Genomic DNA, 25526 nt, shown 5'->3' on the forward strand with positions numbered 1-25526 from the left:
GATTGTCAACTTTTGTCGTTACATGCAGTTCTTGATACCTATTGATTTCCATTTATGCAGGACAGCTATCCTCAACCTTTCTGCCAAGGTAATTAAAGCGCTTTACTTTCTTTTTTATCCTACAGGAAACCCTACAGAAATAGATACAATCCGACAAAAAGTTATCAACTTCGTACCTTATGCACTAGCAATATGAAAAAATTAGGGGATAAGTGGTAGTTATATTCCCTAAATACGTGAAGAAAAAACATACTCCATAATAAAGCCCCCTTTGAATAGAGGAATAAATACCTTCAAAAGGGGGGAGAGTTGGAATTTTATCTTTCTTGATGTTTATACTCGAGTAGTTTTACGACGTTTTCTACATCATTTTCAGCAGAAAGTTCGTTGATATTCACTTTATAAATAAGCGTATCTGTTGCAAAAAATTCATCTTCTCCCTCGGGTTTTACTTTTAAGTTCAAGATTTTCACCCGCACAATATGAGTGAACTTACCGCCTTTGCCGGGCTGTATTTCACCCATTTGTATCCCGATATCATCTTTTTTAATCGGGCGAACTTTTACTTTTTTATGCTGTTTACCGTAAACCTTCTCATAATGAGAAGTAATATCTTGATGGACCCAAGGTTCAAGAGATTGATAAATAAAATCTTTTACAACAGGCTGACTTACGTGTGATTCTATATTTTCTTCTGGTATATTTTCTTCTGCGGAAATGGAAAGCGTAAAACAAAAAAAGACAAATGCTGCTAAAAATAAAAATTTTCCCACGAAAAAACCCACCTTACCTGTTCGTTTATGTAGCTGATTTTCTAGATCTGCCTCTTTATCTTTTGAACAAAGGCAGGAAGGTATGCACAATTTTTTTTGTGGAATTTACCTTATTTAAAATCAATTTAGTTTAAATAAAATATGTTCTAAATAATTGATTGAAAATTCAGATGTGGTTTACGTACAAAAAATAGCCCAGTGTGCCTTTACATAAGGACACTTGGCTATTTTCATGAACATTTTATGCTGTTTTCTTATTGCCTTTAAAAATAAAATAAAGAGCTAATAGCATAAATGCTACACCAATCCAGCGGGATAGATCAAAGGGTACTTCCTTGCTTCCAAACCAGCCAAAATGGTCAATAATCATACTTGCAAATAACTGACCGATAACAGTTGAGATATTAGCTGCTGTTACACCAATTTTAGGTACAGCTAAAACAGTTAAAAATAAATAAGATGCTCCGAATAAAGCGCAGGTAAGCTCCCATTTAGGGACATCAAAAACAGAGAGAATGTTTCCTTGACCAAAGAATACAACGACAATCGTTAAAATCATGGCACCTGTCGCAAAGGTTAAAAAAGCTGTTTCAAACGTACCTGTTTTTTTACTTAGTGTACCGTTAATAGAAGACTGAGCGCTTAGCGTTAATCCTCCTATTAAGGTAAGTATCACCATCAATAAACTCATCGTAAAACCCTCCTAGAAAATAAGCACAAGCGCAATTCCCATACATACAATAGCCATTACGCGTTCTTTGTTAATTTTAATTTTGCTGCTGCCAAGCCAACCAAAATGCTCAATGATCATGCTTGTAATCATTTGGCCCACAATAACAGCAACCATTGAAACGCCAATTCCGATAAAGGGGATACTAATCACTAGAATTGTTAAATAAACCGTACCTAATAAACCGCCGGTTAAATTCCACTTAGGCGCTTTTAAGACGTAAGGTAAATCTCCCTTTCCAGCAAATAAAGTGGTCAGACCTAAAATGAGCGTTCCCATAATAAAAATATAATAACTGCTTTCAAGTTTTCCCACTGTTTTTCCGAGTTCTCCGGCAATAGCGCCTTCCATACTTAAAGCAGCGCCGCCTAGAACCGCAACCAAATAAACCAACAACTTCACGTTTATCACTCCGGTATTTCTTTATATTTGCATATCTAGAAAAATAGATATAATGAGTGAAAAAAACTCGTTAAAGTTTTTTTCGTAAGAATGAAGAAAGCTCTTGAAGCGTTTCTTCATTTCGGCGATAGTATGTCCATTGACCGTACCGAATTGACTCTAACAAACCTGCTTTTTGCATCATGGAAAGATAACTGGACACTGTGGACTGAGACAGCTGAGCTTTTTCCTGAATATCTCCCACGCAAACACCGCCTCTGCTGCTGACCTCCTTAGGCAAATGTGCTTGTTTGTCTTTAAAATGCTTTTCAGGTTCTTTTAACCACTCCAATATATTTAATCGAGTTTCATTAGATAATGCTTTAAAGATATCAATAGGTTTCATACTTATTATTTTATTCGTCACAGCTCAGATGTCAAATGTTCAAGTTTGCATTTTATAGCTAAATAAAAAGCGATGGGTTGAATTATAACAGCTGTGAAAAAAAGTCAACTTATAATAGAGTATAAAAAAGAACGGTTTACCCAGCCCTTTTTCTATTTATATGATCAAGAAGTATCTTATTCTTTTGAGTAGAAAAGGTGACATATTCCTTATTTTTCAAGGGGTAGTTTAGTAAAATAGAAAAAAGTGAATAACAAAGGAAGCTAGTCTATTTACTCAGGGGGAGGGCTGCATATGCAAGGGAAAACAAAACAAGTGCGCTTTCGTAATATGGTAGCGTATGGATTTGGGGATTTGTTTGGCGGAGGATCCTTTTTTATTATCGGCACATTATTTATGGTTTTTTTAACGGATGTAGTCGGGCTTTCTCCTGTAGAAGCAGGAACGATTGTAGCTCTTGGAAAAGTGTGGGATGCTTTGTTAGATCCAACCATTGGGTACATATCTGATCATCTTCAGACAAAAAAAGGACGAAGAAGAGTCTTTTTTCTTTTTGGAATCATTCCAGTTGCCATCACGTTCACTATGCTGTGGATTCCTATTGAAGGCTCGCATATGTTCAAATACACCTATTTTATCTTAGCCTATCTTTTGTTTAACACGGCGTTTGGTATGGTGATGGTCCCTTACAACACGCTAGCAGCAGAAATGACTACAGATTATAGTATTCGTTCGAAAATGACGGGAATACGCATGGTCTTTTCACAAGGTGCTTCATTTTTAGGCGCTTTCTTTCCAAAACGAATCATTGATGCATTTCCAGGTGGACAAGGGTATTTAATCATGGGCATTATCTTTGGTCTTCTTTTTGCTCTTCCATGGATTTTTGTCTATAAAGGAACTTGGGATAGCGGAGAAGTAGTGGAACGAAAAAAGAAAAACGGATTTTGGTTAGAATTTAAGCAGCTTTTTATCAGTTTTGGAAGTGCATTTAAAAATAAGTCGTTTAACGTGTATCTTGCCATGTACTTAGCATCTTACATTGCAATGGATGTATTTAATGCTCTTTTCTTTTATTTTATTGCCTATTACATGCTGCGCGAAGCTATTTATGCAGACACCCTAAGCTTTGTGCAAATTACACAAGTGCTATTTATTCCTCTTGTTACGTACATAGCCATTAAGTTAGGAAATAAATTAACCTATAACTTCAGCATGATCATCTGGGGAACGGGCATTGTTTTATTCAGTTTCCTAACAACAGACAGCTCGTTAGTTCTTATTTATTTAGCAGCATTTTTCTTAGGAAGCGGTCATTCTGGAGCGATTATGATTCCATGGAATGTACTGCCGTTCGTATCAGATGTAGATGAAATGATTACGACAAAAAGAAGAGAGGGCGTGTATGCAGGGCTGATGTCGTTTATTCGAAAATCTTCTCAGGCGCTTGCGATTTTTCTGGTTGGTGTTGCCTTAAAGAATGTTGGCTATGTACCAAACGCCGAGCAGTCAGCGTCTACGCTAGCCGGCTTGCAAAAGCTGTTCATGATTGTACCTGCTATTTTGATTCTCGCTGGAATTATCGCAACCATATGGTTTAAAATAAGTCCGAAAAATCACAAAATCTTATTAACTGAAATTCAAAGAAGAAAAAAGGGAGGCCGAGCGAAAGACGTTACTCCTGAAGCGCAAGCGGTTTGTGAAAGTTTAACGGGTTATAAATACGAACAGCTTTGGAAAGACGTAACCATTTCAAAAGAAATTCGAGATAAAACGGTTGTTTAACCTTGAACTTCGCGAAAAAGCGCAAAATTTTCCGCGCAAACATTCGCTAATTATATCCAATAAGAAACTTCCTCTGACGTATTGCCTTTTGACAAGAAAAGAAATTCTCCTGTCTATCGACTCATTTTTCAGGTGAATTTTAGAAAGGAAGGATTTCTTACCATTAAAGATGTGCAATTTGGCACGTCTTGATAGGGCGGATTGTACAACTTATAATAAAACTATAAACTAGCCACAGGCGCTTTCAAGGCGCAGGTATAAATTAGAAAGAAGGAAGGTACAGTTTATGCCAATTCGATATGTTTGTCCACAATGCCAAGGAGCCGGTAAGAAATTTGGATTTATAAAGTGCAAAGTGTGCAACGGCGAAGGAAACATCATCATGTCTTCTAATGAGCCAGATCCAACTAAAAATAAAAAATTAAAATCATCTTCTAAACAAGACAAAGCAATGTAAGCTATTGCTCGTAAAGGTACGTATGAACCCCGCTTTTCTATAAAAAAGCGGGGTTTTCTGCTAGACAGATAAAAGCTTTTCTTATGATACAATAAAATGAAAGTCGCTAAAATAAGGGATAGGGAACCGAAAGAAGAGGGAAATAGATGGAATACACCGCAAAACAATTTACGCCGCAGTTAGAACAACATATACATACAGTTGAAAAATCTATGCAAGAACTTCTCAAATCAATATATGCACAATATAAAGAAGCTTTTGAAAAAAAAGGGATGGAGCTTTCTGTAGGTGTGATCCGTGAAGGGGAAAATCCTTTTCAGCCCGGTTACCACGCCACTATTCAAGTGGGTATTTTGGAAAAAGATAAGTTTTTAGACAGTCTTTTTATTCCTATCTGGCACTGTGTACGCACGTTTTGGGGCATCCGTTCTTCGAGGAAGCTCCCAGGCAGCAAGATAACCGGAGAGCTGCTGGAAGAAACAGAAGAGGAAATAACAAAAGAAGTAGTAGGGTATTTAGAAATGCAGCTAGAAGATTAGAAGCACCCTGCTTCTAATCTTCTTTAAATTGAAGAAGGTGCAGTTTCTTTTTCAATTTGTCTTTTAGCACGAATAAAAGCCGTCAGCTGCTGAATTTCTTCTTGAGATAGTTCCGCACCGTCGACCGTAATCGTATGAGTTTGAGGCGATGTTAATTCGATGTGTGCATCTGAAAGAGAGTGAGGTTCTTTTTCCTTACCTAGCAAGTAGTCTGTTGATGTATCAAATAGTTCTGCGATTGTAACGAGTGCTTCAAGAGAAGGACGACGATAGCCAGATTCGTATCCTGCGTAGGTGCTTTTAGCAATTTCAAGCTGGTCAGCTGTATATTGAAGAGACCATTTTTTTTCTTTCCTGAGTTGAGCTAATCTGCTTAACATTCATGACGCTCCTTTGTAGGTGTAGTATGTAAAAAACCGAGGCATTCAGCTCGCGCGCAGATCTTTGTAATCAAACCGTGAGCTAATTTGCATTTTTATTCATTATATCATTGCTGCAGAGAAAAGTGTACGCGAAACGAATAATTTTTCTCTTGATTTATTGATTTTTGGTTACTATAATTACAGGTGAAGTACGCGAAATGAATATAATTTATTTGATAGATTGTCAGGTTTTTTTACAAAAATTAAGCAAAGGGGATGTCGGTTTTGAAAAAACTATTATTGTTATCAACTGGTGGAACGGTCGCTTCACTTGAAGGTGAAAATGGACTTGTTCCTGGAATGGAGCCAGATCAATTACTAAGCTACATACCTGATTTAAATGAACACTGTCAAATTGACAGCAAATCTCTTATGAATCTTGATAGTACAAATATGCAGCCAGAATGTTGGATAGAGATGGCAAAAGCGATCGAAGAGCATTATAATGAATACGATGGTTTTGTTATCACCCATGGAACTGATACAATGGCCTACACATCGGCAGCTCTTTCTTACATGCTTCAGCATTCTAAAAAACCAATTGCGATTACAGGATCTCAAATTCCTATTTCATTTAGTAAAACGGACGCGAAGCGCAATATTGCAGATGCGATTCGCTTTGCTTGTGAAGAAACAGGCGGAGTCTATGTAGTCTTTGACGGTCGTGTGATTCAAGGCACAAGAGCAATCAAGCTTCGTACAAAAAGCTATGATGCATTTGAAAGCATTAATTATCCATACGTGGCGTCTATCCATGATAATACGGTGGAATATACAAAACCCGTTCGCTCTAGTAAAGAAGAGTTGACGGTTAATACATCTCTTTGTACGGATGTAGCAGTTGTTAAACTGTTTCCCGGCATTAAACCTGAATTTTTCGATGGATTAAAGGATGTATATCAAGGCGTTGTTGTTGAAAGCTATGGAAGTGGAGGCATTCCATTTCAAGTTCGCAACATATTAGCCAAGCTTGTTGAGTTAACAAACCACGGTGTATCCGTTGTCATTACGACTCAATGTCTTGAAGAAGGAGAAGACATGGGCATTTATGAAGTAGGCCGAATGATTAATCATGACAGCGTCGTGCGCTCAAAAAACATGAACACAGAAGCCATTGTTCCTAAATTAATGTGGGTGCTCGGACAAACGAAAGACCCTCACCAAGTTAAAAAGATGATGGAAACGTCGATTGCAGAAGATATTAATTAAAAAGAAAGCAGGTACAGCTATGAAACAAGAAACAGCAGGATATCGTACAGAAGCTGATTTTCTAGGAGAAAAACAAATCCCAGCAGACGTATACTACGGTGTACAAACCGCACGTGCCGTAGAAAATTTTCCGATTACGGGTTATAAAGTACATGAAGAAATGATTAAAGCGCTTGCTATTGTGAAAAAAGCGGCAGCGCTTGCAAATATGGATACAAAGCGCTTATATGAAGGTATTGGAAATGCGATTGTTCAAGCAGCTGATGAAATTTTAGCAGGTCAGTGGCATGAATACTTTATTGTTGATCCTATTCAAGGCGGAGCAGGAACGTCAATGAATATGAATGCCAATGAAGTTATTGCGAACCGTGCTCTTGAAATTATGGGAAATAATAAAGGAGAATATGGTAAATTAAGTCCTAACAGCCATGTGAATATGTCTCAGTCAACAAATGATGTATTTCCAACGGCTATTCATATTTCAACGCTGAACTTATTAAATAAACTTCTTGTTACAATGAATGACATGCATGATGTGTTTAAACGAAAAGCGCAAGAATTTGATCATGTAATTAAAATGGGCCGTACGCACCTTCAAGATGCTGTACCCGTTCGTCTTGGTCAAGAGTTTGAAGCATACAGCCGCGTGTTAGCGCGCGACATTAAGCGTATCAGCGCAACGCGTGACCACTTGCATGAAGTAAATATGGGGGCGACAGCTGTTGGAACAGGCTTAAATGCAGATCCTCGCTATATTGAAAATGTAGTCAAACACTTAGCCGATATCAGCGGTCTGCCGCTTGTGCATGCAGAGCATTTAGTGGACGCTACTCAAAATACAGATGCTTATACAGAAGTATCTGCAGCGCTTAAAATCTGTATGACGAATATGTCTAAAATTGCAAATGACCTGCGTTTAATGGCGTCTGGACCTCGTGCAGGTCTAGGAGAAATCAGCCTTCCAGCCCGTCAGCCTGGTTCTTCAATCATGCCAGGAAAAGTAAACCCGGTTATGGCTGAATTAATCAATCAAATTGCGTTTCAAGTAATGGGAAATGACCAAACGATCTCTCTTGCTTCAGAAGCAGGTCAGATGGAGCTTAACGTCATGGAACCTGTGCTTGTATTTAACTTGCTTCAATCAATCAGCATCATGAACAACGGTTTCAGAAGCTTTACAGATCACTGTTTAGCAGGAATTGAAGCAAACGAAACGCGCATGAAAGAATATGTAGAAAAAAGCGTAGGAATTATTACAGCTGTTAACCCTCACTTAGGCTATGAAGTCGTATCGCGTATTGCGCGTGAAGCGATTTTAACAGGAAAACCAATTCGTGAGCTTTGCCTTCAATACGATGTGTTAACAGAAGAGGAATTAGATCTCATTTTAAATCCATTTGAAATGACGAACCCTGGTATTGCAGGAAGTTCATTGTTTGATCGACAATAAAAAGAACGGCTTCCTTATGGAAGCCGTTTTTTTATGAAGACATGTGATGAATGACGCGGCGCATTTTCTGAGCTGTTGCAGCCAAAACGTCATCCTTTTCAGCATATTGAGGAATTTGCGTATAAAAACCTCCGAAACACTCCTCTTTATATCTCGGAACGATGTGCATGTGAAAGTGAGTTAACTCGTTAAACATCCCGCCGTTTTGAGAGAGAGTAACTCCGTCTGGAACAAAGAGCGTCTTCACTGCTTTTGTCATTAGCTTCGCTGCATTCATCACGGCCAGTATGTATTCAGTATCAAATTCGTCGATTTCCACTATATGTGTTTTAGGAAGAATTAAGACGTGTCCTTCGTTAAATGGCTTGTGATCTAATAGGCACGTCACAAACGAATCTTCAAATATCACATGCGATTTCTCTTGGTTATTTGCTAATCGACACCCTAAGCAATCTATACGTGGATTCACCATCATACGTTCTCTCCTTTTTAAGATAACTAAAGTGTAGCACGAAAAGTATCAGGAGGAATAGTTTGAAATATACACAGGTATTTTTTCGCTTAGTAAAGAGAGCCCGGATATATGACCTGGGCTCTTTGTTTTGTTCTTTTTATATGGTTAGTTTTTTATCTAAAATTTACCATGGTTTTAATTGTAAAAATAAAATATTTACAGTATAATGATAGTGTAACAGTTAACTGTAACTAATAAGGGGGGATTGTTTGAATACATATACAGGAAAGCAAATTACGGAGTTATTAAATAATGAAGGTGCGGACTTGAACCTGCGTACGGTACGGTATTACACGCAAATAGAAATTGTTCCTCCGCTAGTGCTAGTAGGGAATAAGCGTGTCTATACAGATCAGCACGTTCACTACTTTCGAGCCGTTTTAACATTATCAAAAGCAGGTGAGTCACTAGCTTCCATTCAAAAAACGCTGTGTTCCATGAGTGATGAAGAAGTAAAAAACATCGGTGCGCAGCTCCCTCTTTACCAAAGCAAACAAATTCAAAATCAAGAAATGCATCAAGTCAATGAAGATGTGTTTGTAGCTATGAATCGAAATTTATCAGCGGACGTACGGCAAAAAGTAATTGAGTCTGTTACTCAAATTTTAAAGGATCATTCATCGCATGATTAAATTAGCTGTGGCAAAATCAGTGATGGAAAAAGAAGAAGGAATGAACCACCTTTGTATTACATTTGAACGTTCGCAAGTAAAAGTAACAAACATCACGATTGATATTCAGCTGCCCGAAGGTCTGTTTAAAACGACAAACTTAAATGGATACCGGGAAAACAAACAGGGGCAAATCGAAGTAAAACATATCGACGATGAACCTCTATTAATAGAGCTCTACACGGAAGAGACTGTTTTATATCCACAGGCAGAGATTACAGTTGCTGTGACTTACCGCGATGAAACCTTGCATATACAGCAAGAAAGGCATTCTCTAATGATTAAATTTACGGATGAAGAGTTGATAGGGGATTCATTTTTAAATCATGAAATCAGTGCAAAAGTGAAAAAATTTGCTCGTACTAATTCAGTGGAAAGAGGCGGTCACATGAACTTAACTCCATATGTAGTAGAACAAACAAGCAAAGGAGAGCGTGCCTATGATATTTATTCAAGGCTGTTGCTCGACCGAGTGATTATGCTCACAGGTGAAGTTACGGATGAGGTGGCTACTAGCATTATTGCTCAGCTTTTATTTTTAGATGCAGAAAACCCAGAAAAGGATATCAGCATTTATATTAATTCACCGGGAGGATCTATTACAGCGGGCATGGCTATTTTTGATACGATGCAGCTTATACGTGCAGATGTAAGCACATTGTGTATAGGGCTAGCGGCATCTATGGGTTCATTTTTACTAGCGGGCGGTCAAAAAGGGAAACGTTTTGCTCTTCCTAATAGCGAAGTGATGATTCATCAGCCGCTAGGAGGAGCAAAAGGACAAGCAGCTGAAATTGAGATTCGAGCGAAGCGTATTTTGCGGTTAAAAGACCACCTAAATGAACTGCTGTCTGAACGAACAGGGCAATCGCTGTCAACGATTAAAAAAGACACTGATCGAGATACATTCTTTACAGCGGATGAAGCAAAAGAATATGGCATGATTGATCAAATTTTAGTTCATCAATAAGGAGGATACCGTGTGGAAAAAACAAATCGTTATTCAGTAGAATATGAATGGGCGAACGTGATTTTTTATCAAGAAGTAGAAGCAATGACTATACAAGAAGCAAAAGAGCGAATTCAACATGCAAAAATAAACGCCGCTATTCGCGCTGTTCATGTCATAGAAGATGTCGAATCGTAACGAAAAACTGGATCCTTTCGGGGATTCAGTTTTTTTGAGCAAATGAAGCAGGGATTTATATGAAGAAAGGAGAATGCAAAAAGAGATTTAAAAACGAGCAGCTGGTAGCATCATTCAGCAAGAACATCTCATTTCAATTACACAAAGAAAGGTAGATGTAAATGAAAAAAGTATGGTCTGGATTAGTTGTTCTCATTGCTATTTGTTGGGTGATAACAGGATGTCAGCAAAGCAGTGCTTCAAGCGGTACTGTTGAGCAAAAGCTCGTAATCGAAAAATACATAGCCGATAATCAATATGGCCATGCAGTTAAAATGAAAGACCAAAATCAAGTACAGAAAGTGCAGCAGTGGTTAAAAGATGTATCATGGAGAGAAGAAAAAGCTGAAATGATTCGAAAACCTAACTACATTCTTCACTTTGAACCGGTAGAAACAAAAAAGGATATAAAGGTACAATCTTATCGGATGTGGGTCAACTTAGGAAACGAAACCGTTGAATTAGCTACAGATACACACTACGCACAGTTAAAGGGCAAACAAGCAAGATCATTTATTGAATTAGTAGAGCCCAAATAGAAAGCAACTATAAAAAAATGTCCAATGAAAGCTAAAACTGCACTTGTTCATATTGAAGCTATCTTCTACCGATATGCTTGATGATCTCGAAGGTACAGAGCTGCTCCTTACTAACGCGCTTGATATGAGGGTGTAGAATTATTAAATGTGAGAGGTGACAAGCAGCCATTTTTAAATGCAGCAATAAAGAGTTACACTTACAGGTAGGTTCATTGTTAAAACATTTTGCTATAAGAAGTAAGGGAAAAAGAGAAATCAAGACGCTGATTTCTCTTTTTTATTCAGGCATGTCGATGATTATTATTTCCGCGCATTTTGCGTAAAACAAAACTCACAATTAAGACTAAAATAACAGCACCAATAATAGCAGGAACAATTGCGAATCCGCCAATCTCTGGACCAAAATCTCCAAAAATTAGAGAGCCTAACCATGCTCCAATAAACCCGGCAATGATGTTTCCGATAATTCCACCTGGAACATCTCGTCCTGTCAACGCACCGGCAAGCCAGCCGATAAGTCCTCCAACAATAAGCGTCCAAATAAATGACATATACCTAACCTCCTTTTATAGGGAATTCCTTTTCAGTCTTTCCTAAAACACACTTTGTCATGCGACATGCTTGCTGCATACCCTTTTACATTTTTTCATCTATTTATCATATATGCTAAGATAGCCCAACATTAAATTGAAGAGTTATGTATGAGAATCCACTGTGAAAGTAACGATAAAATGAAGGAGAGAAGTTCAGCTCGTGTACGTTTTACATTCAATTTAGCTCATTCTATTCGTAAAAGGGGAGATCCGGTTCATTTTTTAAAGCTTTTTCCCTTAGTTTTACTTTTTTTAACGGTATTTGTGATATCATTTTAAGTAAACAAATTCTTAACGGGAGAACAATATGGAGTCATTATTATTAGATAAAAAGCTTAAACACATTACGAATTTAATTTTAGAAAAAAAAGAAGAGTTCTCAAAACAAAAAAAATATGAAGAAAAAGATATTCAACAACAACTAGAACCGTGGCGCGTTCATTTAATTCAAATATATGCTGATTCTGTCTCAACAAATGATACAAAAAACTTTGAAGTACTTGAGGAATGGGGAAGAGAAGTAGCGAATTTACTCGTTGTCCTTCAGCTTCCGTTGGATGTAGCATTAGAAGAAATCAGCTATTACCGAAATGTTATCGGAGAAATTATTAAAGAAGAAGCAAAAGCTGAGACGTTTACGTTTGATGCCTTCTATCAAGTTATTTCTCGTTTCAACGTAGTAGTAGACAAGGCTGTACACTGGGTTAGTAAATCATATATGACGGACTTTGCAAACAAAATTCAATCCGCTCGTTATGCAATTGATGAACTTTCAATTCCTGTGGTACGCATTACGAAAGAAATTGGCGTGATTCCTCTTGTTGGCGATTTAGATACAAATCGCGCTCAAATTTTAATGGAAAATGCGCTTCAACACGGCAGCGACTACAAGCTAAATTGGCTGATTATTGATTTATACGCGGTTCCAATTATTGATACGATGGTAGCGGACCAAATTTTTAAAGTAATCGGTGCTTTAAGATTATTAGGAATTCAAGTGGTTTTAAGCGGGATTCGCGCTGAAATTGCTCAGACGATGGTGAACTTAGGGTTAGATTTGGCTGACATTACGACTTTCAGCAGCCTTCACCAAGCAGTGGAATACGTTAATCAAGCGGACTAATACAACACAAAAGCCCATGAGATGGTTACATACTCACGGGCTTTTATTGGTAGAAGAAAATTTGAAGTTTATTTAATAAAGCATCTAATGATTGACTAACTTGAAGTGTGTTAGGACTTGTCATTCCTTCACGGACAGCCGTTTGAATCATTAACGTTCGTGTCTGTTCGATTTCTTCTATTAGTATTTGGTACATGGATTTGTCTTTTGAGTGGGTTGAAAGCAGCATGTTAATTCCTCTTTTTTCTATAGTGATTATGGTTAAATTAACATTAATAGGTTTATTTTTCAATATTATGAAATTAAAAATAGTAAGTTTTAAGAATTTTTCATATAAAAAAGAACCTCTTTTTCAACAGAGGTTCTTTTTCTAATATAATAATTTATTAGGCATGTTTATGATTACCACGCATTTTTCTCATAATGAAACTTACGATTAACACTAAGATGATTGATCCGATGATAGCAGGAATAATAGCAAATCCACCTACAACTGGTCCGAAGCTTCCAAAGATAGTTGAACCTAACCAAGAACCGATAAAACCGGCAATAATGTTACCAATAATACCCCCTGGAACGTCTCTTCCCGTAATTAATCCGGCAAGCCACCCAATAATACCACCTACAATAAGTGCCCATAAAAATGACATAAATATCATCCTCCTTTTTAATGATGTATTGCTTATATAGGTTAATACCCCACTTAAAAGAAAACTATTCACGGAATAGCAAAAAAAAATAAAAAAACTTGTAAAAGGATTTAAGACCTGCGATAGAGTCATAGAAAATAGACTAACTAGTATATAATAGAAAAAGGAACATAGTTTAGAAGAGAAGGGAGACATAAAGTGAAAATAAAAAATCAAAGCGAGGTAGTAGAGCAGCACTTGATTCAGCACTGGATGTATTTTCAGCATACGAAGAAATCTGTGAAAGTGGATACGTCAGAAATTAAATGGATTTCTGCATCTCCTTACAATCGGGGGATATATGCAGGAACCCGTCACATTGAGCCTGCGTTAGGAATATGCTCTCCGCAAGGGGAGGAACCTCTATGGATTGTCGGTCCATCTTCATATGATAACCTTGGTCCAGTTCTTCATAAAAATGGATTTGTTCCTTATGAAAAATGGATTGGAATGATTCAGCACATTCAAGAAAAAGAATACATACATACAGGAGTAGAAGGGTTTCAATGTAAACGAGTACGCACAGAAGCTGAATTGAAAGAATGGATAACAGTATACATAGACGGCTATCAAAAACCAAAAGAATATCAAGCTGACTTTCTTGAAAGGTTTAGGGAGCTTATGCAGCACACTGACCACTATCAGTTATATCTGGGCCTTTATCACAACCGGCCAGCTGTAGCTGGATCTCTCTTTTTTTATGATGGTACAGCGGGTTTGTATTGTATCACTACAGCTAGACATATGAGGAGAAAAGGCCTGGCCACCGCATATTTGAAGGAAGTTCTTACTGAAGCAAAAAAACAGGCGGATACGTGTATTTTGCATGCTACAAATGCAGGAAAGCCAGCCTATGAAAAACTTGGTTTTACAGCGGTTAACGAATTTGATGTATATAGATGGAGAAATAGAGATAGAACATAATGTGCTGCGGTTTGTGAGAAAAGAGACAAATTTCGACAAATTTTTAAAAAAGTGTAGCTTCCACTTCGTTTTTGGTGTATCCTAGGAAAAAGTAGCAGCATGAGCTAGTGTTGTACAGAGAACACAGATAAAAGGAGTCATTATGAAACATTTTTTTAAAACGAGCACGTTTTGGATAGGTTTGGTTATCGGAATCGCGCTCACATTTGGGGGATATTTTACTGTTACTAGTATTTATGATTATTATTTAGGACGAGAACAGCTGAAAGTATTGACTGCCTCTCAGAAAAACCTTCAAACTGCTTTTAAAGAGTATAATCAGCTTATGTCCGAAAAAAAAACCAAAAAGCAATTTATCAATGAACTCGATGATATTTCAAATACTATAAACTATGAATATAATGAATTAGCTTCCCTTGATCCTACGATGAAAACGATGTATAAGCATACCGGCGTCATCGATGATATGGAACTGATGATTGATAATATCGATAGCATTTATGAATTAACGATGAATGATCACAAAGACGCAACAAAACCGCTTCAAACCTACGTATCTGATTTAATGGAATATGTAGAAAAAGATATGAAAAAAGAAATAAGCATGCTAAGTAAATAGAAAAAAACAGCTGCCTAAACAAATAGGCAGCTGTTTTTTTGTTGATTATAAAAGGAATCTTTTGGTTGCAGGCGAAAGAGTATACTATGCACCACTCACTTACGTGCACCACGTTTACAAAAAAGGGAGGACATAGTATGAAAAAAGTGGTGGTTATTCTATTTAGTTTGTTTTCATTAGCCGCATGTCAGGTTCCTACAGCTGAAACGCTTGAAGATCCTTATCCACCCGCTATAAAAATAATAGCGGAAGGCAAAGAAGCCATCATCAAGCCTTTATTTTTTTGCTGGACCGAATGTGAAGCTGATTTTGGCGAACGAAAAAATTTTAGACAAATTGTTATGAAAGATAGTATTCCCGTCTCTCAAGGTGGTCAAGTGTCCATTAAAATAGATGGTAAAAAACCTAATGCGCTTTATTACAAACAAATTCGCAATCAGTCTATTTACGAAAACATAGTAGAAAAAAAGGACATAAAAAAAACATCTGCTATTACAGTAGATTCTACCTCCCGCAGTGATCGGTATATACTCGTAGCGGACTGGAAAGATAGCAAAGGAAAAAAGTTAATCGGGCGTGTCTACTATACTCCAGTAAAATTTGAAACGCCATAGATATGGCTCTCTATACTGTAATAGAGAGCCATATGCTTAACTAATAGAATTAAGTGCTTGTGCAAGAGAAGAAGTAGTTTTAACATGTTCAAATGAAAGCCCTAAGCGAATGGCAGTTTGAGAAATTTCCGGTCGAATTCCAGATAAAATTGTTTGCACACCAATTAAACGAAGAGCTTTTACCAAATTAAAAATCTCTTGTGCCATCATCGTATCAATCGTAGCTACACCGAGCAGGTCAATACATAAATGTTCAACGCCTTTTTCCGAGCATTGCTGAAGCGTATTTTCTAAAATAAACTGACTTTTGACCGTTCCAATATCCCCCACAAGAGGCAAAAGTGCAACTTTGTTTTGAAGCATGATGACAGGAGAACTTAATTCATTAATTAACTCTTTCTGAGCGTTCAGCTGTTCTTGCGTATTTTTATGATATTCTTGAATAAAGATATAAATAGATAGATCAAAAGCTTTAACAATAATGTCATACCACATAAATATCTTATCTACGCTTACCTCATTCGAATGCAAAGAGATAAACTTCTTTAAATAATTAACGACAATTTTTTGTGAATTAAAATATTCTCGAATAATAAAGTGAAGAGGCGTACTTAAGTGCTTTGGATCACGTGCTAGTTCTATCGACCACTGCTGAAAATCTGAAAAAAAATACTCCTCATCCTTTATAAATACGTCAAATAAATGCTGAAAATAATCTTGATTTTGCTGTTTCAGTTCTTTCACAATTGCTGGATTTTCACTCGAATAGACAGAAAACTCATTTTCATCGTCGAGCTGATTGTACCAGTCTTCAGTTAATTGAAGAGAATGTTCTTTGAAAAAATGATATAAGTCCTGATTTTTATGCATGAAGACTCTCCTTATATATGTATAGTCTAATTAATTTATAAATAAAAGCATAAAAGCATAAAAGCATCCCCTGATCTAGAGTGAGGATGCTTATAAATAAATCCATTATGAAGCGCATTTATTTTCCTATACGCCTTATTTTCCCTAACTGTATACTCTCAAACCCAATTTATAAAAAAATAAACATTTTTTAACTAGCATATTCATGCATGTTAACTATTTTTCATAAAGAACCACTTCTTATGCTTATAGCTTTAGCTTCGGCAAGGCATCTTTAATGCTTTGATAGACTAAAATAAAGGACATATCATCTTCTATAGTGCTCATATGTATGGCCATGTCAGGAGAAATTCCTGTTAAAACAAGCTGAGTTCCCATGAGCTTCAGCCAATTGTAAATATTAAGAATATCATGGCCGAATGAATCATTAAATTGCGCTAATCCTGAGACGTCTAGGATTAAATAACGATCTTTGCTGCTTGTATTACGCGCGGTGAAGCTATTAAATAGCATTTCTATACGCCGTTCGTTTAACGTTCCGATTAATGGAAGAACAGAGATTCCTTCCTCTATTGACACGATAGGAGTGGATAGCCTTTCCACTTCTTCCAAAGCCTGCTGAAGCTGTTCCTGGGCTGTGATTTCTATTGTTACGTCTTTTTGAACACCGATAAAGTAGTATTTATCTTCTTCTATATATGTTGGGTCAATCGTTAGCTGATTATGAAAGAAAGAGCCGTCTTTTCGATAATTAACAAGCGTAACAGAGACTGACTGATTGCGGCTGATAGCGCTGCGAATTTCATCAACGTGGTGCGGGTTTGTAAGAGGACCTTGTAGAAAACGGCAATTTTCCCCTAATACTTCTTCTTCCTTATAGCCGGTCATAAGGGAAAACCCTTGATTGAGGTAAATAATTGGGTTATCACGCAAAGAAGGGTCTGTCACGATAATACCAGATTGTGAGCTATGAAGGGCTTTATTTAAAATGGACCATTTTGAATCTTGAGCTTCAGGTGTAGTCAATGCATTCCTTCATTCCTTGGAATTTTTATAAAAATATTGTGACATAAACACGTCAAAAAAACAATTTTCGACGCGTTTGCTCCTAGAGAAAGAATGAAGATAAGGAAAAATATGTTATAATAGTTTCAGGAGCAAAGGGAGTGTGAACAAACGTGATAACCATCAATTTATTTAACGTTAGTTTCTTTGTGATGGCGCTAGTAGGCTTTATTCTCATTTTTTGTTTGCGGCTAAAGTTCAAGCGGCCACTGTCATTATTTAAATGGTCTTTTTTGTTCGGAACGATGCTGCTGTCGCTAAGTTTATACTTGTTTATGGCGACCAGCCAATATATTCATTTGATATGCAATACAATCGGCTCAGTTATGACAGCGCTCTATCTTATCAGTATTATGGTCGGAGCAGAAGAGTCATAAATACATATGTTTGAAAGTCTATTGAAAGTGGAAGATAAGTAGAAATGCTTAAAAGAGAACGAGACGAACTTACATTCTTTGAGCCGAAATGATGACAACTGGAAAAACACCTCGGTAAAAAATGCCGAGGTGTTTTTCGTAAATAAAAGGGAAAGGAGAATATTTAGAGAAATACTAGTCATATTTTACTGAGTGTAGTAGAATGAAAAGTTATTATTCTATTTTTAGGTTGTTGCTATTGGCAACATGTGTTAGTCTAAAAGTGGTGTACATTTTAGGCGATCTTGAAAAAGAGAGACGAGAAGCTTTTATTCAAGTTTCTTAAAAGCTTTACGTTTACTGAGGTGAAACAATGAAATCTCAAGTACAAAAATTTGTAGGCTATTTATTAGCTGGTGATCAAGACAGCGCTTGGGAAGTTGTGCTAGAAGAAATCCAACAAGGAAAGAACAGCCTAGATATTTATGAAAATTTAATTACAACCGCAATGCGAGTAACTGGAGATATGTGGGAAGAAAATATCATTTCTGTAGCTGATGAGCATGTCGCCACTACGACATGTGATTATGTGCTAACTCGCTATCGCTTTTATAAAAAAATTCAGGGACACGCTTCAGACATCGCTCCAAAGGCACTGCTTCTATGTTTGGAACAAGAACAGCACTTTATTGGTTTAAAGATGGTGGCTTTATTGTTTGAAGAACATGGGTGGAATACTCGCTTTTTAGGGGCCAATCTGCCTCTGGAATACGCTGAGAAAATGGCTATAGAATGGAAACCACAAATGGTAGGATTATCTGTCAGTATTCCTTATCATATTGAGAGGCTTGCTGAATATACCAAAACTTTGGACAAATTAGAACCAAGACCAACGGTAATGGTAGGAGGGCGCTTAGTTTCTCAAATTGATTTCCGTTCCTACTGTTCTGAGCATACACGCCTAATTCCGGATCTTCACCAACTAAATAACTGGTTAATCAGTTATCACAAAGGAGTGGAAGTTAATGTCGATGCTTGAATATGTTCCAATTCCTTACTTTTTAGTGGATACTGAATTTAATATTTTGGAATGGTCGCAACAATCAGGTCATTTATTTAAGCCTTCAGCTAATTTTTTAGATCTTGTAGACGTATTTAGTCAAGAAAAGGCGAGAAAGTTTTTAAGCTTGCGCCAAAAAGATTCTCGAGAACTGTCGGTAGACGAACCCCATGATGAGCAAACGCTTGTCCAAAGCCGAGGCCAGGCTATTCAGAAAGTAGAGCTTGTGATGCAAACCAATGATTCGCCTTATTCACTGTTTGAATGCTTAATTCAATGGGATAGTGATATAGGTCATTTAGTTTGTATTCGCCAAGATGAACGTATACAAGAGCTAACGAATCTTGTTCAAGACCATCGGAAACGATTAGCAGATACAGATTTTGAACTGCTTGAACAAAAAGAACGTCTTGAAAAATCATTACAAAAAATTAAGCAATTGTCCGCTTCTTTTATTAAATTATCCTCTAAAGTAGGACTTATACCTCTTTTTGGAGACTTAGATACAGATCTTGTAGCTGAAAATACGTGCATTTTGCAAAACTTTGCGCATGAAGGAAATTACACCACGCTTCTATTTGACTTTGGAGGCTTAGATATATTAACAACCGAAGGAATTCAAGCTTTTGCAGGCTTTATGCAGTCCTTCTACCTCATGGGTATCACATGCTACATTATCGGCATGAAGCCTCACCATACGGCTGCTTTGAAAAATAGAACGTTTGGTGATCAAATTATTTATATGAATAATCTTAGTGAAATTATTGCTGTGAATAAAAATGTGAGTTAAAAGAGTGGAGGAGAAGAAAGAATAACTTTCTTCTCCTCTTTCTGTATACACTTCTTCGCTTACAATTAAACATTCTTTTTATATTTCAGCTGAAAGGATAGCATTAAGACGTTGAAGTCCAATGTTCAAATCAGTATCACTAAGAAGGGAATAGCTTATTCGAATGTAAGCATGAGGAGGTTTGTGAACGAAACAAGCTTCACCAGGTAAAAAGCAAACATTATGCTCCTGGGCTTTTTTTAATAATGCGAATGTGTTTACATTTTGCGGCAGTTTTAACCATAAGTTGAAGCCTCCTTTAGGGACTTGGAATTGAACGTAGTCGGAAAGAGGCGAAAGCAGGTCGCTTGCATGATCTCTTCTCAATTGCAAAGCGATCCTCAGCTTTTCCATATGCTGTTTCATTCGCTCAGTGCGTAAGAAAGCTAGCACAGCTTTTTGAGTTAGTAAGGGACTACCAATGTCCATCAATGCTTTAACCGCATATAGCCAATCAAATACAGAACCTTGTGCATAAAGTAATCCAATTCGAAGTCCTGGAGCCAAAGTTTTACTAAACCCCTTCAAGAACAAAACATGCCCATTTTTATCAAACGTTTTGATCGGTGGAGGCACTGATATATCATCGAAATAAATCTCTCCAAACGAATCATCTTCAACAATAAAAAAGTGATACAATTCGGCCAAATCAACTAGTTCTTTGCGGCGCTGTCTGCTCATTAGTAAACCTGTAGGGTTTTGAAAAGAAGGGTTTACGTACAAAAGCGAAGGCTTTATTTTTTTGCAGACTTCTTCTACTAAATCAGATTGTATTCCTTCTTCATCTAGTTCAATTGAAATGACGTTAACACCTTTATTGGTGAAGACATCAATTGCAGCTCCGTAGCATGGACTCTCTACTATAACCGTATCCCCTGGCTTTAAAAGCGTTTGAGCAATTAAATCAATACCTTGCTGAGCGCCACTTGTAATCATGATTTCATGAGGATCAGCTTTTATTCCTTGCTCTTTCTGTAAATAAGAAGAAAGCTCTATGCGAAGCTCACGATCTCCTTGAATTGGACCGTATGTGGCTAAAACAAGCTCATTGGTACGTAACAGACTTTGCATTTCTTGCGCTAAAAACTGATTAGGAAGGAGACGAGGGAAAAGAATAGCCTGAGAGAAATCATAATATTTACGATCACGATTTAAGCTATACTGAGAGCGCGTGATATTTACGTTTAATTCATCTTGCCATGAAAAATTATTTAATACCTTGGAAGAACGTTTAGTAACCCCTTTAACAAAAGCTCCTTTTCCTGACTGTATTACGATTAATCCTGATTTTTGTAAGAGCTGATACGATTTTCGTACCGTTAATAAGCTTATTTCTAACTCTTGTGATAGCTTGCGTAAAGAAGGGAGCTGATCACCAGGTTTTATCATGCTCGTTTGGATGCGATAACGAATCTGCTCATAGATTTGCTGATAAATGGGGGTAGAAGATTTTTTATGTACATTAAATCTCATTGTGTCACCTAACTATTCTTTTTCTTTAGTTAACCTCAAAATAAGCATGGGCGCAACTGGAAAAACAGCAACTGTTATAGTCAAGGTTTTACTGTTATACTTCCTTTCTTTTATACTCGTGGCATGTTTAAAGGAGGAAGATATATGATTATTATTAATTACGTACTTATCTGTTTTATTTTCGGCACGACATTCTTAACTATTAAATTAGGGATTGAAGCAGGAATGCCTCCCCTTTTCTCAGCTGGAACTCGCTTTCTTTTAGCAGGAATATTAGTAATCTCGTACTTTGCATATAAAAAAGACGTTCGACGCTCGTTATTACTTTCAAAAAAAGTCATGATGGTAGGGTTTTGTTTGACCTTTATGACTTTTTCAACACTCTATTGGGCAGAACAACATGTGACATCGGGTCTTGCAGCTGTTTTATCTGCTACTGGCCCAATGATGATATTGCTTATTCAAGTGATGCAAAGAAAAATGGAATTAAAAAAAGAGCAGTTATTCGCTTTGCTTCTGGCTTTTACCGGTGTTATTTGCATTTCACTTCCAAATGTGACAGCCACTATGTCTTATTCGCGGACGTTAGGGTGTATCATTATCATAGTAGGAGAGGTATTTTACGGCATAGGCAGCAATTATTCGAAAGCTTTGTTAAATAAACTAAAAGAAGTATCACCGTTTTTAATTAACGGTATTCAAATGTTTTACGGGGGAATATTTCTACTGGTGCTATCTTTATGTACAGAGCAGATCCATGTTTCCACTATTATGCCTTGGAACGCAGTATGGTCTATTGTATATTTAATTTTTGTTGGTTCAATTGCTGGACACGGTTTATATTATTGGCTAATAGCCCAAACAAATCCGGTTTTTCCATCTACGTGGTTGTATGTATCTCCTTTAATCGCGGTGTTAATCGGTTATGTAGTCTTAAATGAAGCTATCACGCCTTCTATTATTGGCGGAGGCCTTCTTATTTTAATAGGAGTGTTTATGGCCAATCGTGAAGCTTTGGGAGTACATTTTAAAAAAGGTGTGCTATTCAAAAAGCAGCTGTAAAACAAGTCGCCATTTGCTGACTTGTTTTTAGTCAATCGGATGACAAAGAAGATTGAAGAAGATATCAAAGATGACTAAAAACCTCTTCCTAATGAAAGAAGAGGCTTTTTTGTTAAGAGTTTGCTGACATCGTATGAGACGGTAAAATGATGTCTTGGTCGACGAGAAAGGACAAAAGTTCTCGTGTAGCATATGACATATACCGATCTTTTTTCAAAATGATCCCGAGCTCCCACATTGGAGTAGGGGCGGCAATTGGAATACTTTTAATAAAGGGATTATTGATTTTCGGAAACACGGACTTTGGTAAAATAGCAATACCTAATTCAGAAGCAACTAGTTCAATAATCAAATCCCATTGAGAACTTTCGTACGCTATTTTTGGATGAAAACCCGCTTGAATGCACTCATGAATAATGCGATCATGAAGAGAGAAATCTTTGCTGAACAGAACAAACGGCTCTTCTCTAAGCTCGCTCAAAGCAACAATTGATTTAGCTGCGAGCGGATGCTCATGATGAATGTATAAATTAAACTCTTCTTCAATAAACGGATAGATGTGAAAAAGAGGGTTTTGAATAGGCAACACAATAATGCCAAGGTCTACTTGTTCGTTTTCTACAAGTTCGACAATTCGCTTTGCGCCAAGCTCCACAAGCTCTAATTTCACCTGAGGATGTTTTGATGTAAAGTTTTTTGCAATCATCGGGAAAACAACAGTCCCTACTAAAGGAGGAATTCCTACTTTAATATCTCCTGTAGGCAGATTCCGTAAATCATCTAACAGAGCATGCAGCTCGTGAAGAGTGGATACCAGCTTTTGGCTTTGCCCATACACAATCTGTCCTGCATCGGTTAACGTCAGCTTTCGAGTAGAGCGATCAAAAAGATCTACGCCGAGTTCTTCTTCTAGTTTCTTTACAATTTTACTTAATGCTGGCTGAGACAAGTGAATTGCAGCTGCTGCTTTCGTGAAACTTTTTTGATTAACTACTTCCATGAAATGTTGCAGTTCTCGAATATCCATAAATTCCCCTCACTAGTATTCTTAGTTTTCATACTATTTATTCTATTTATCTATTTTACTTATGATTCAAATAAATGTAAACTCTTACATAAGGAAGTGAATAAGGATTCATCTAAAAATAGTACATCAAATTCCTCTAAATACGTTAGAAACCCGCATGTTTGTAAGCGTTAACAAAAAAAGCACCCTCGAAGAAAATCCTAGAAAAATATTTTTTTCTCCCGTAAAACAAAGCCGCGAGCGCAGAAATAACAAGTGTTGAAATGTTCATTTTGTATACTGTTCTGACAATTAAGAAAGAGGAATAAAATGGTATAGTGCACCACTAAGGTGAGTCTATTCATTCTGCAAACGAGCCGTACATAGAAAAAAGGCCTGTTTGTTAAAAATAATTGGGGGAGTGGTTGAGATGACATACGTTAAAGGACTAGAAGGAATCATTGCAGCTGAAACAAAAGTAGGGCATGTTGATGGAGAGAAAGGTCAGCTGATTTATCGCGGATATTGGGCAAAAGATTTGGCGATCAATTATTCTTTTGAAGAAGTTTCTTATTTAATTTGGAACGGCACACTGCCAAATCATGATGAGTTAAAAGCATTTAAACAAAAAATGGTGACTCATCGTACGCTTCCAGCTAATATTGTTGCGTTAATGGACTGTTTGCCAAAAGATACAGAAGTGATGAGCGCGCTTCGCACATGTATCTCAGCATTAGGAGACCCTTCATACAGCTGGCCTCCGACAAAAGAGCAGGCGCTTGCGATTACAGCGGTAACACCTACCATTATTGCCTATTGGTATCGTAAAATGAATGACTTAGAAGTAGTAGAACCTAACGAGCATTTGGATCATGTAGCAAACTATTTATATATGATTAACGGGGAAATTCCAGATCAAAGTTTGGTTACTGCGCTGAACGCATATTTTGTTTTGACAATTGAACATGGGATGAACGCCTCAACCTTCTCATCACGCGTTATTTCATCTACCGAATCTGACATGGTTTCAGCTATTTGCGGAGCAATTGGCGCGATGAAAGGTCCGCTTCACGGAGGAGCTCCTTCTGGTGTTATTACCATGTTTGATGAAATTGGAAGTGAAGAGAATATTGAGCCTTGGGTTCGTAAAAAATTAGATAATAAAGAGAAAATTATGGGATTTGGTCATCGCGTTTATCGTACACATGATCCAAGAGCAGAAGCATTAAAAGAAGTATCGAAACAAATCTCAGGAGACAACGGGCTATTTGATTTAATTGTTAAAATTGAAGATAAAACCATTGAATTACTCAATGAATACAAGCCGGGTCGAGGCATTTATACCAATGTAGAATATTTCGCTGCAGCGGTTATGAAAGCGGTTGAGCTTCCGTCTGAACTATTCACACCAACCTTCACAGCAAGCCGTGTAGTTGGCTGGACAGCTCATGTCGTAGAGCAGTCAGAAAATAATCGTATTTACCGACCTCAGTCTGCGTATATAGGTTATACGCCAGTTGAACAAAATCAATAAATAAACTCGGTTTCACATAAAAAACGTCGGTAGATCCGACGTTTTTTTCATATGGTTAAATATATTCTTTTTGAGAATAAAATCGCTTTAATAAATAGAATAATCCGACTGCTAAGCATAAACTTGCTGCAGCTAAGCTAGAGGTAATCATGGCGTGCTCACCTTCGGTAGGGGTACGTGAAAGTTTATAGCTGCTGTAGCATAAGAGAGCTGTGATACATAAACAGCAGGAGCTAATCAATCCATACCGCTTTTTGAAGCCAATAATAGATAGTAATACAATCAAATAAATTCCGCTCACCATCATCATAATTGGAAACTGAGGGTGGAATTTAATTGTATATAACAAATAATCGATGTGAGAATAGTGATGAACCGCCGAGGACTTTGTTAGTCCTCCGGTCAAACTAGCTGATAAAGGTCCTTCAAGCATCGAAGAGCCGTTATACCAAGTAGCGACTGAGGAAAGTAAAAAAACAAAACAACTTGCAAATAGCTGCGTCATGCATTTTATTGACACGTATAGAAAGCTCCTCTCAATAACCATCTTTTGTTAATACAAGTCCGAAAATTATTATAGCAGGTTTTGAAAGTAAAAAAAGTACTATTGGAATGGTTTCATAAAACGTTCATATTTGAAAAGGTTT

The 25526-nt window shown here is 37.1% G+C and carries 32 protein-coding genes; 18 read left to right on the top strand and 14 right to left on the bottom strand.

Annotated elements, in window-relative coordinates; genetic code table 11:
• Positions 1–317: 317 nt before the first annotated feature.
• The 4 genes from LAV82_RS14380 to LAV82_RS14395 form a co-directional block, all read right to left on the bottom strand.
• Entirely contained in the window at positions 318–773 is a 456-nt protein-coding gene (locus LAV82_RS14380; protein WP_014459377.1) for a hypothetical protein, read from the bottom strand.
• Between the two features lie 241 nt (positions 774–1014).
• Entirely contained in the window at positions 1015–1464 is a 450-nt protein-coding gene (locus LAV82_RS14385; RefSeq protein WP_499716311.1) for a DMT family transporter, read from the bottom strand.
• 12 nt (positions 1465–1476) lie between these two features.
• The gene (locus LAV82_RS14390; RefSeq protein WP_028409192.1) at positions 1477–1905 is read right to left on the bottom strand and encodes a DMT family transporter; all 429 of its coding nucleotides are present in this window, start codon (positions 1903–1905) and stop codon (positions 1477–1479) included.
• Positions 1906–1975: 70 nt separating this feature from the next.
• Positions 1976–2290: an ArsR/SmtB family transcription factor gene (locus LAV82_RS14395; protein ID WP_499716312.1), complete on the bottom strand. Its 315-nt coding sequence runs from the start codon at positions 2288–2290 to the stop codon at positions 1976–1978.
• Between the two features lie 294 nt (positions 2291–2584).
• Here LAV82_RS14395 and LAV82_RS14400 point away from each other — a divergent pair, with 294 nt between their 5' ends.
• The 3 genes from LAV82_RS14400 to LAV82_RS14410 all read left to right on the top strand — a co-directional run bounded on the left by LAV82_RS14400 (position 2585) and on the right by LAV82_RS14410 (position 5071).
• Positions 2585–4075 carry an MFS transporter gene (locus LAV82_RS14400; protein ID WP_499716313.1) on the top strand — a complete coding sequence of 497 codons (1491 nt, stop codon included), beginning with the start codon at positions 2585–2587 and terminating at the stop codon, positions 4073–4075.
• Positions 4076–4361: 286 nt separating this feature from the next.
• Entirely contained in the window at positions 4362–4532 is a 171-nt protein-coding gene (locus LAV82_RS14405; protein WP_013057775.1) for a hypothetical protein, read from the top strand.
• A 146-nt stretch (positions 4533–4678) separates the two neighbouring features.
• Positions 4679–5071 carry a hypothetical protein gene (locus LAV82_RS14410; RefSeq protein ID WP_499716314.1) on the top strand — a complete coding sequence of 131 codons (393 nt, stop codon included), beginning with the start codon at positions 4679–4681 and terminating at the stop codon, positions 5069–5071.
• Positions 5072–5094: 23 nt separating this feature from the next.
• Here the strand turns inward: LAV82_RS14410 and LAV82_RS14415 are convergent, their stop codons facing one another.
• Positions 5095–5451 (bottom strand): helix-turn-helix domain-containing protein, encoded by a 357-nt coding sequence (locus LAV82_RS14415; protein WP_211077884.1) that lies wholly within the window; start codon positions 5449–5451, stop codon positions 5095–5097.
• 267 nt (positions 5452–5718) lie between these two features.
• On the opposite strand from LAV82_RS14415, the gene LAV82_RS14420 reads away from it, so the two are divergent.
• Together LAV82_RS14420 and aspA are read left to right on the top strand one after the other, a co-directional pair.
• Positions 5719–6702: an asparaginase gene (locus LAV82_RS14420; protein ID WP_013057772.1), complete on the top strand. Its 984-nt coding sequence runs from the start codon at positions 5719–5721 to the stop codon at positions 6700–6702.
• A 19-nt stretch (positions 6703–6721) separates the two neighbouring features.
• Complete coding sequence (gene aspA, locus LAV82_RS14425; RefSeq protein WP_013057771.1) at positions 6722–8152, top strand: aspartate ammonia-lyase; 1431 nt, start codon at positions 6722–6724, stop codon at positions 8150–8152.
• Between the two features lie 31 nt (positions 8153–8183).
• Here the strand turns inward: aspA and LAV82_RS14430 are convergent, their stop codons facing one another.
• Entirely contained in the window at positions 8184–8627 is a 444-nt protein-coding gene (locus LAV82_RS14430) for an HIT family protein (protein WP_499716315.1), read from the bottom strand.
• 248 nt (positions 8628–8875) lie between these two features.
• Here LAV82_RS14430 and LAV82_RS14435 point away from each other — a divergent pair, with 248 nt between their 5' ends.
• The 4 genes from LAV82_RS14435 to LAV82_RS14450 all read left to right on the top strand — a co-directional run bounded on the left by LAV82_RS14435 (position 8876) and on the right by LAV82_RS14450 (position 11062).
• Positions 8876–9298: a MerR family transcriptional regulator gene (locus LAV82_RS14435; protein WP_013057769.1), complete on the top strand. Its 423-nt coding sequence runs from the start codon at positions 8876–8878 to the stop codon at positions 9296–9298.
• A 427-nt stretch (positions 9299–9725) separates the two neighbouring features.
• Complete coding sequence (gene clpP / locus LAV82_RS14440; RefSeq protein ID WP_013057768.1) at positions 9726–10307, top strand: ATP-dependent Clp endopeptidase proteolytic subunit ClpP; 582 nt, start codon at positions 9726–9728, stop codon at positions 10305–10307.
• A 12-nt stretch (positions 10308–10319) separates the two neighbouring features.
• On the top strand, positions 10320–10484 hold the full coding sequence (locus LAV82_RS14445; protein ID WP_013057767.1) for a hypothetical protein: 165 nt from the start codon (positions 10320–10322) through the stop codon (positions 10482–10484).
• Positions 10485–10645: 161 nt separating this feature from the next.
• Positions 10646–11062, top strand: a complete 417-nt coding sequence (locus LAV82_RS14450; RefSeq protein WP_013057766.1) for a YhfM domain-containing protein — start codon at positions 10646–10648, stop codon at positions 11060–11062.
• 281 nt (positions 11063–11343) lie between these two features.
• Here LAV82_RS14450 and LAV82_RS14455 read toward each other — a convergent pair whose 3' ends face one another.
• Positions 11344–11613: a GlsB/YeaQ/YmgE family stress response membrane protein gene (locus LAV82_RS14455; protein WP_013057765.1), complete on the bottom strand. Its 270-nt coding sequence runs from the start codon at positions 11611–11613 to the stop codon at positions 11344–11346.
• A 349-nt stretch (positions 11614–11962) separates the two neighbouring features.
• Between LAV82_RS14455 and LAV82_RS14460 the strand changes: the two genes are divergently transcribed.
• On the top strand, positions 11963–12778 hold the full coding sequence (locus LAV82_RS14460; RefSeq protein ID WP_013057764.1) for an STAS domain-containing protein: 816 nt from the start codon (positions 11963–11965) through the stop codon (positions 12776–12778).
• Between the two features lie 43 nt (positions 12779–12821).
• Here the strand turns inward: LAV82_RS14460 and LAV82_RS14465 are convergent, their stop codons facing one another.
• The gene (locus LAV82_RS14465) at positions 12822–13007 is read right to left on the bottom strand and encodes an aspartyl-phosphate phosphatase Spo0E family protein (RefSeq protein ID WP_013057763.1); all 186 of its coding nucleotides are present in this window, start codon (positions 13005–13007) and stop codon (positions 12822–12824) included.
• 157 nt (positions 13008–13164) lie between these two features.
• The gene (locus tag LAV82_RS14470) at positions 13165–13428 is read right to left on the bottom strand and encodes a GlsB/YeaQ/YmgE family stress response membrane protein (protein ID WP_499716316.1); all 264 of its coding nucleotides are present in this window, start codon (positions 13426–13428) and stop codon (positions 13165–13167) included.
• Between the two features lie 198 nt (positions 13429–13626).
• Between LAV82_RS14470 and LAV82_RS14475 the strand changes: the two genes are divergently transcribed.
• The 3 genes from LAV82_RS14475 (at position 13627) to LAV82_RS14485 (ending at position 15624) form a co-directional block, all read left to right on the top strand.
• Positions 13627–14391, top strand: a complete 765-nt coding sequence (locus LAV82_RS14475; RefSeq protein ID WP_211077886.1) for a GNAT family N-acetyltransferase — start codon at positions 13627–13629, stop codon at positions 14389–14391.
• 142 nt (positions 14392–14533) lie between these two features.
• Positions 14534–15010, top strand: coding sequence for a hypothetical protein (locus LAV82_RS14480; protein ID WP_013057760.1), 477 nt, complete (start codon positions 14534–14536; stop codon positions 15008–15010).
• Between the two features lie 137 nt (positions 15011–15147).
• Positions 15148–15624 (top strand): hypothetical protein, encoded by a 477-nt coding sequence (locus tag LAV82_RS14485; protein ID WP_057273501.1) that lies wholly within the window; start codon positions 15148–15150, stop codon positions 15622–15624.
• Positions 15625–15660: 36 nt separating this feature from the next.
• Here the strand turns inward: LAV82_RS14485 and LAV82_RS14490 are convergent, their stop codons facing one another.
• Together LAV82_RS14490 and ytvA are read right to left on the bottom strand one after the other, a co-directional pair.
• The gene (locus tag LAV82_RS14490) at positions 15661–16494 is read right to left on the bottom strand and encodes an STAS domain-containing protein (RefSeq protein WP_029322709.1); all 834 of its coding nucleotides are present in this window, start codon (positions 16492–16494) and stop codon (positions 15661–15663) included.
• A gap of 246 nt (positions 16495–16740) precedes the next feature.
• Positions 16741–17520 (bottom strand): YtvA family blue-light photoreceptor, encoded by a 780-nt coding sequence (gene ytvA, locus LAV82_RS14495; RefSeq protein ID WP_499716317.1) that lies wholly within the window; start codon positions 17518–17520, stop codon positions 16741–16743.
• A 152-nt stretch (positions 17521–17672) separates the two neighbouring features.
• Here ytvA and LAV82_RS14500 point away from each other — a divergent pair, with 152 nt between their 5' ends.
• The 3 genes from LAV82_RS14500 to LAV82_RS14510 all read left to right on the top strand — a co-directional run bounded on the left by LAV82_RS14500 (position 17673) and on the right by LAV82_RS14510 (position 19765).
• Positions 17673–17936, top strand: coding sequence for a hypothetical protein (locus LAV82_RS14500; RefSeq protein ID WP_078081959.1), 264 nt, complete (start codon positions 17673–17675; stop codon positions 17934–17936).
• A 352-nt stretch (positions 17937–18288) separates the two neighbouring features.
• The gene (locus tag LAV82_RS14505; RefSeq protein ID WP_499716319.1) at positions 18289–18954 is read left to right on the top strand and encodes a cobalamin B12-binding domain-containing protein; all 666 of its coding nucleotides are present in this window, start codon (positions 18289–18291) and stop codon (positions 18952–18954) included.
• Positions 18941–19765: an STAS domain-containing protein gene (locus tag LAV82_RS14510; protein WP_013057754.1), complete on the top strand. Its 825-nt coding sequence runs from the start codon at positions 18941–18943 to the stop codon at positions 19763–19765. Before LAV82_RS14505 ends, LAV82_RS14510 begins: the two co-directional genes overlap by 14 nt.
• Positions 19766–19843: 78 nt before the next feature.
• On the opposite strand, the gene pdxR is transcribed toward LAV82_RS14510, so the two are convergent.
• Positions 19844–21277 (bottom strand): MocR-like pyridoxine biosynthesis transcription factor PdxR, encoded by a 1434-nt coding sequence (gene pdxR, locus LAV82_RS14515; RefSeq protein ID WP_499716320.1) that lies wholly within the window; start codon positions 21275–21277, stop codon positions 19844–19846.
• Positions 21278–21421: 144 nt separating this feature from the next.
• Here pdxR and LAV82_RS14520 point away from each other — a divergent pair, with 144 nt between their 5' ends.
• The gene (locus tag LAV82_RS14520) at positions 21422–22339 is read left to right on the top strand and encodes a DMT family transporter (RefSeq protein ID WP_029322707.1); all 918 of its coding nucleotides are present in this window, start codon (positions 21422–21424) and stop codon (positions 22337–22339) included.
• Between the two features lie 112 nt (positions 22340–22451).
• Here the strand turns inward: LAV82_RS14520 and LAV82_RS14525 are convergent, their stop codons facing one another.
• A complete protein-coding gene (locus LAV82_RS14525; protein ID WP_013057751.1) occupies positions 22452–23366 on the bottom strand; it encodes a LysR family transcriptional regulator in 915 nt (304 codons plus the stop codon).
• A 409-nt stretch (positions 23367–23775) separates the two neighbouring features.
• Here LAV82_RS14525 and LAV82_RS14530 point away from each other — a divergent pair, with 409 nt between their 5' ends.
• On the top strand, positions 23776–24879 hold the full coding sequence (locus LAV82_RS14530; RefSeq protein ID WP_013057749.1) for a citrate synthase/methylcitrate synthase: 1104 nt from the start codon (positions 23776–23778) through the stop codon (positions 24877–24879).
• A gap of 55 nt (positions 24880–24934) precedes the next feature.
• On the opposite strand, the gene LAV82_RS14535 is transcribed toward LAV82_RS14530, so the two are convergent.
• Positions 24935–25399, bottom strand: a complete 465-nt coding sequence (locus LAV82_RS14535) for a DUF4306 domain-containing protein (protein ID WP_244303169.1) — start codon at positions 25397–25399, stop codon at positions 24935–24937.
• Positions 25400–25526: the final 127 nt, after the last annotated feature.

Source organism: Bacillus sp. ILBB4 (assembly GCF_035064545.1).
GTDB lineage: Bacteria > Bacillota > Bacilli > Bacillales > Bacillaceae_H > Priestia.

Bases quoted from the DNA above. Each gene is read 5' to 3' on its own strand.
- LAV82_RS14385 (WP_499716311.1), bottom strand. From the start codon at position 1,464: ATGAGTTTATTGATGGTGATACTTACCTTAATAGGAGGATTAACGCTA.
- LAV82_RS14395 (WP_499716312.1), bottom strand. From the start codon at position 2,290: ATGAAACCTATTGATATCTTTAAAGCATTATCTAATGAAACTCGATTA.
- LAV82_RS14400 (WP_499716313.1), top strand. From the start codon at position 2,585: ATGCAAGGGAAAACAAAACAAGTGCGCTTTCGTAATATGGTAGCGTAT.
- LAV82_RS14405 (WP_013057775.1), top strand. From the start codon at position 4,362: ATGCCAATTCGATATGTTTGTCCACAATGCCAAGGAGCCGGTAAGAAA.
- LAV82_RS14410 (WP_499716314.1), top strand. From the start codon at position 4,679: ATGGAATACACCGCAAAACAATTTACGCCGCAGTTAGAACAACATATA.
- LAV82_RS14415 (WP_211077884.1), bottom strand. From the start codon at position 5,451: ATGTTAAGCAGATTAGCTCAACTCAGGAAAGAAAAAAAATGGTCTCTT.
- aspA (WP_013057771.1), top strand. From the start codon at position 6,722: ATGAAACAAGAAACAGCAGGATATCGTACAGAAGCTGATTTTCTAGGA.
- LAV82_RS14430 (WP_499716315.1), bottom strand. From the start codon at position 8,627: ATGATGGTGAATCCACGTATAGATTGCTTAGGGTGTCGATTAGCAAAT.
- clpP (WP_013057768.1), top strand. From the start codon at position 9,726: ATGAACTTAACTCCATATGTAGTAGAACAAACAAGCAAAGGAGAGCGT.
- LAV82_RS14450 (WP_013057766.1), top strand. From the start codon at position 10,646: ATGAAAAAAGTATGGTCTGGATTAGTTGTTCTCATTGCTATTTGTTGG.
- LAV82_RS14455 (WP_013057765.1), bottom strand. From the start codon at position 11,613: ATGTCATTTATTTGGACGCTTATTGTTGGAGGACTTATCGGCTGGCTT.
- LAV82_RS14460 (WP_013057764.1), top strand. From the start codon at position 11,963: ATGGAGTCATTATTATTAGATAAAAAGCTTAAACACATTACGAATTTA.
- LAV82_RS14465 (WP_013057763.1), bottom strand. From the start codon at position 13,007: ATGCTGCTTTCAACCCACTCAAAAGACAAATCCATGTACCAAATACTA.
- LAV82_RS14470 (WP_499716316.1), bottom strand. From the start codon at position 13,428: ATGTCATTTTTATGGGCACTTATTGTAGGTGGTATTATTGGGTGGCTT.
- LAV82_RS14480 (WP_013057760.1), top strand. From the start codon at position 14,534: ATGAAACATTTTTTTAAAACGAGCACGTTTTGGATAGGTTTGGTTATC.
- LAV82_RS14485 (WP_057273501.1), top strand. From the start codon at position 15,148: ATGAAAAAAGTGGTGGTTATTCTATTTAGTTTGTTTTCATTAGCCGCA.
- LAV82_RS14490 (WP_029322709.1), bottom strand. From the start codon at position 16,494: ATGCATAAAAATCAGGACTTATATCATTTTTTCAAAGAACATTCTCTT.
- LAV82_RS14505 (WP_499716319.1), top strand. From the start codon at position 18,289: ATGAAATCTCAAGTACAAAAATTTGTAGGCTATTTATTAGCTGGTGAT.
- LAV82_RS14510 (WP_013057754.1), top strand. From the start codon at position 18,941: ATGTCGATGCTTGAATATGTTCCAATTCCTTACTTTTTAGTGGATACT.
- pdxR (WP_499716320.1), bottom strand. From the start codon at position 21,277: ATGAGATTTAATGTACATAAAAAATCTTCTACCCCCATTTATCAGCAA.
- LAV82_RS14520 (WP_029322707.1), top strand. From the start codon at position 21,422: ATGATTATTATTAATTACGTACTTATCTGTTTTATTTTCGGCACGACA.
- LAV82_RS14525 (WP_013057751.1), bottom strand. From the start codon at position 23,366: ATGGATATTCGAGAACTGCAACATTTCATGGAAGTAGTTAATCAAAAA.
- LAV82_RS14530 (WP_013057749.1), top strand. From the start codon at position 23,776: ATGACATACGTTAAAGGACTAGAAGGAATCATTGCAGCTGAAACAAAA.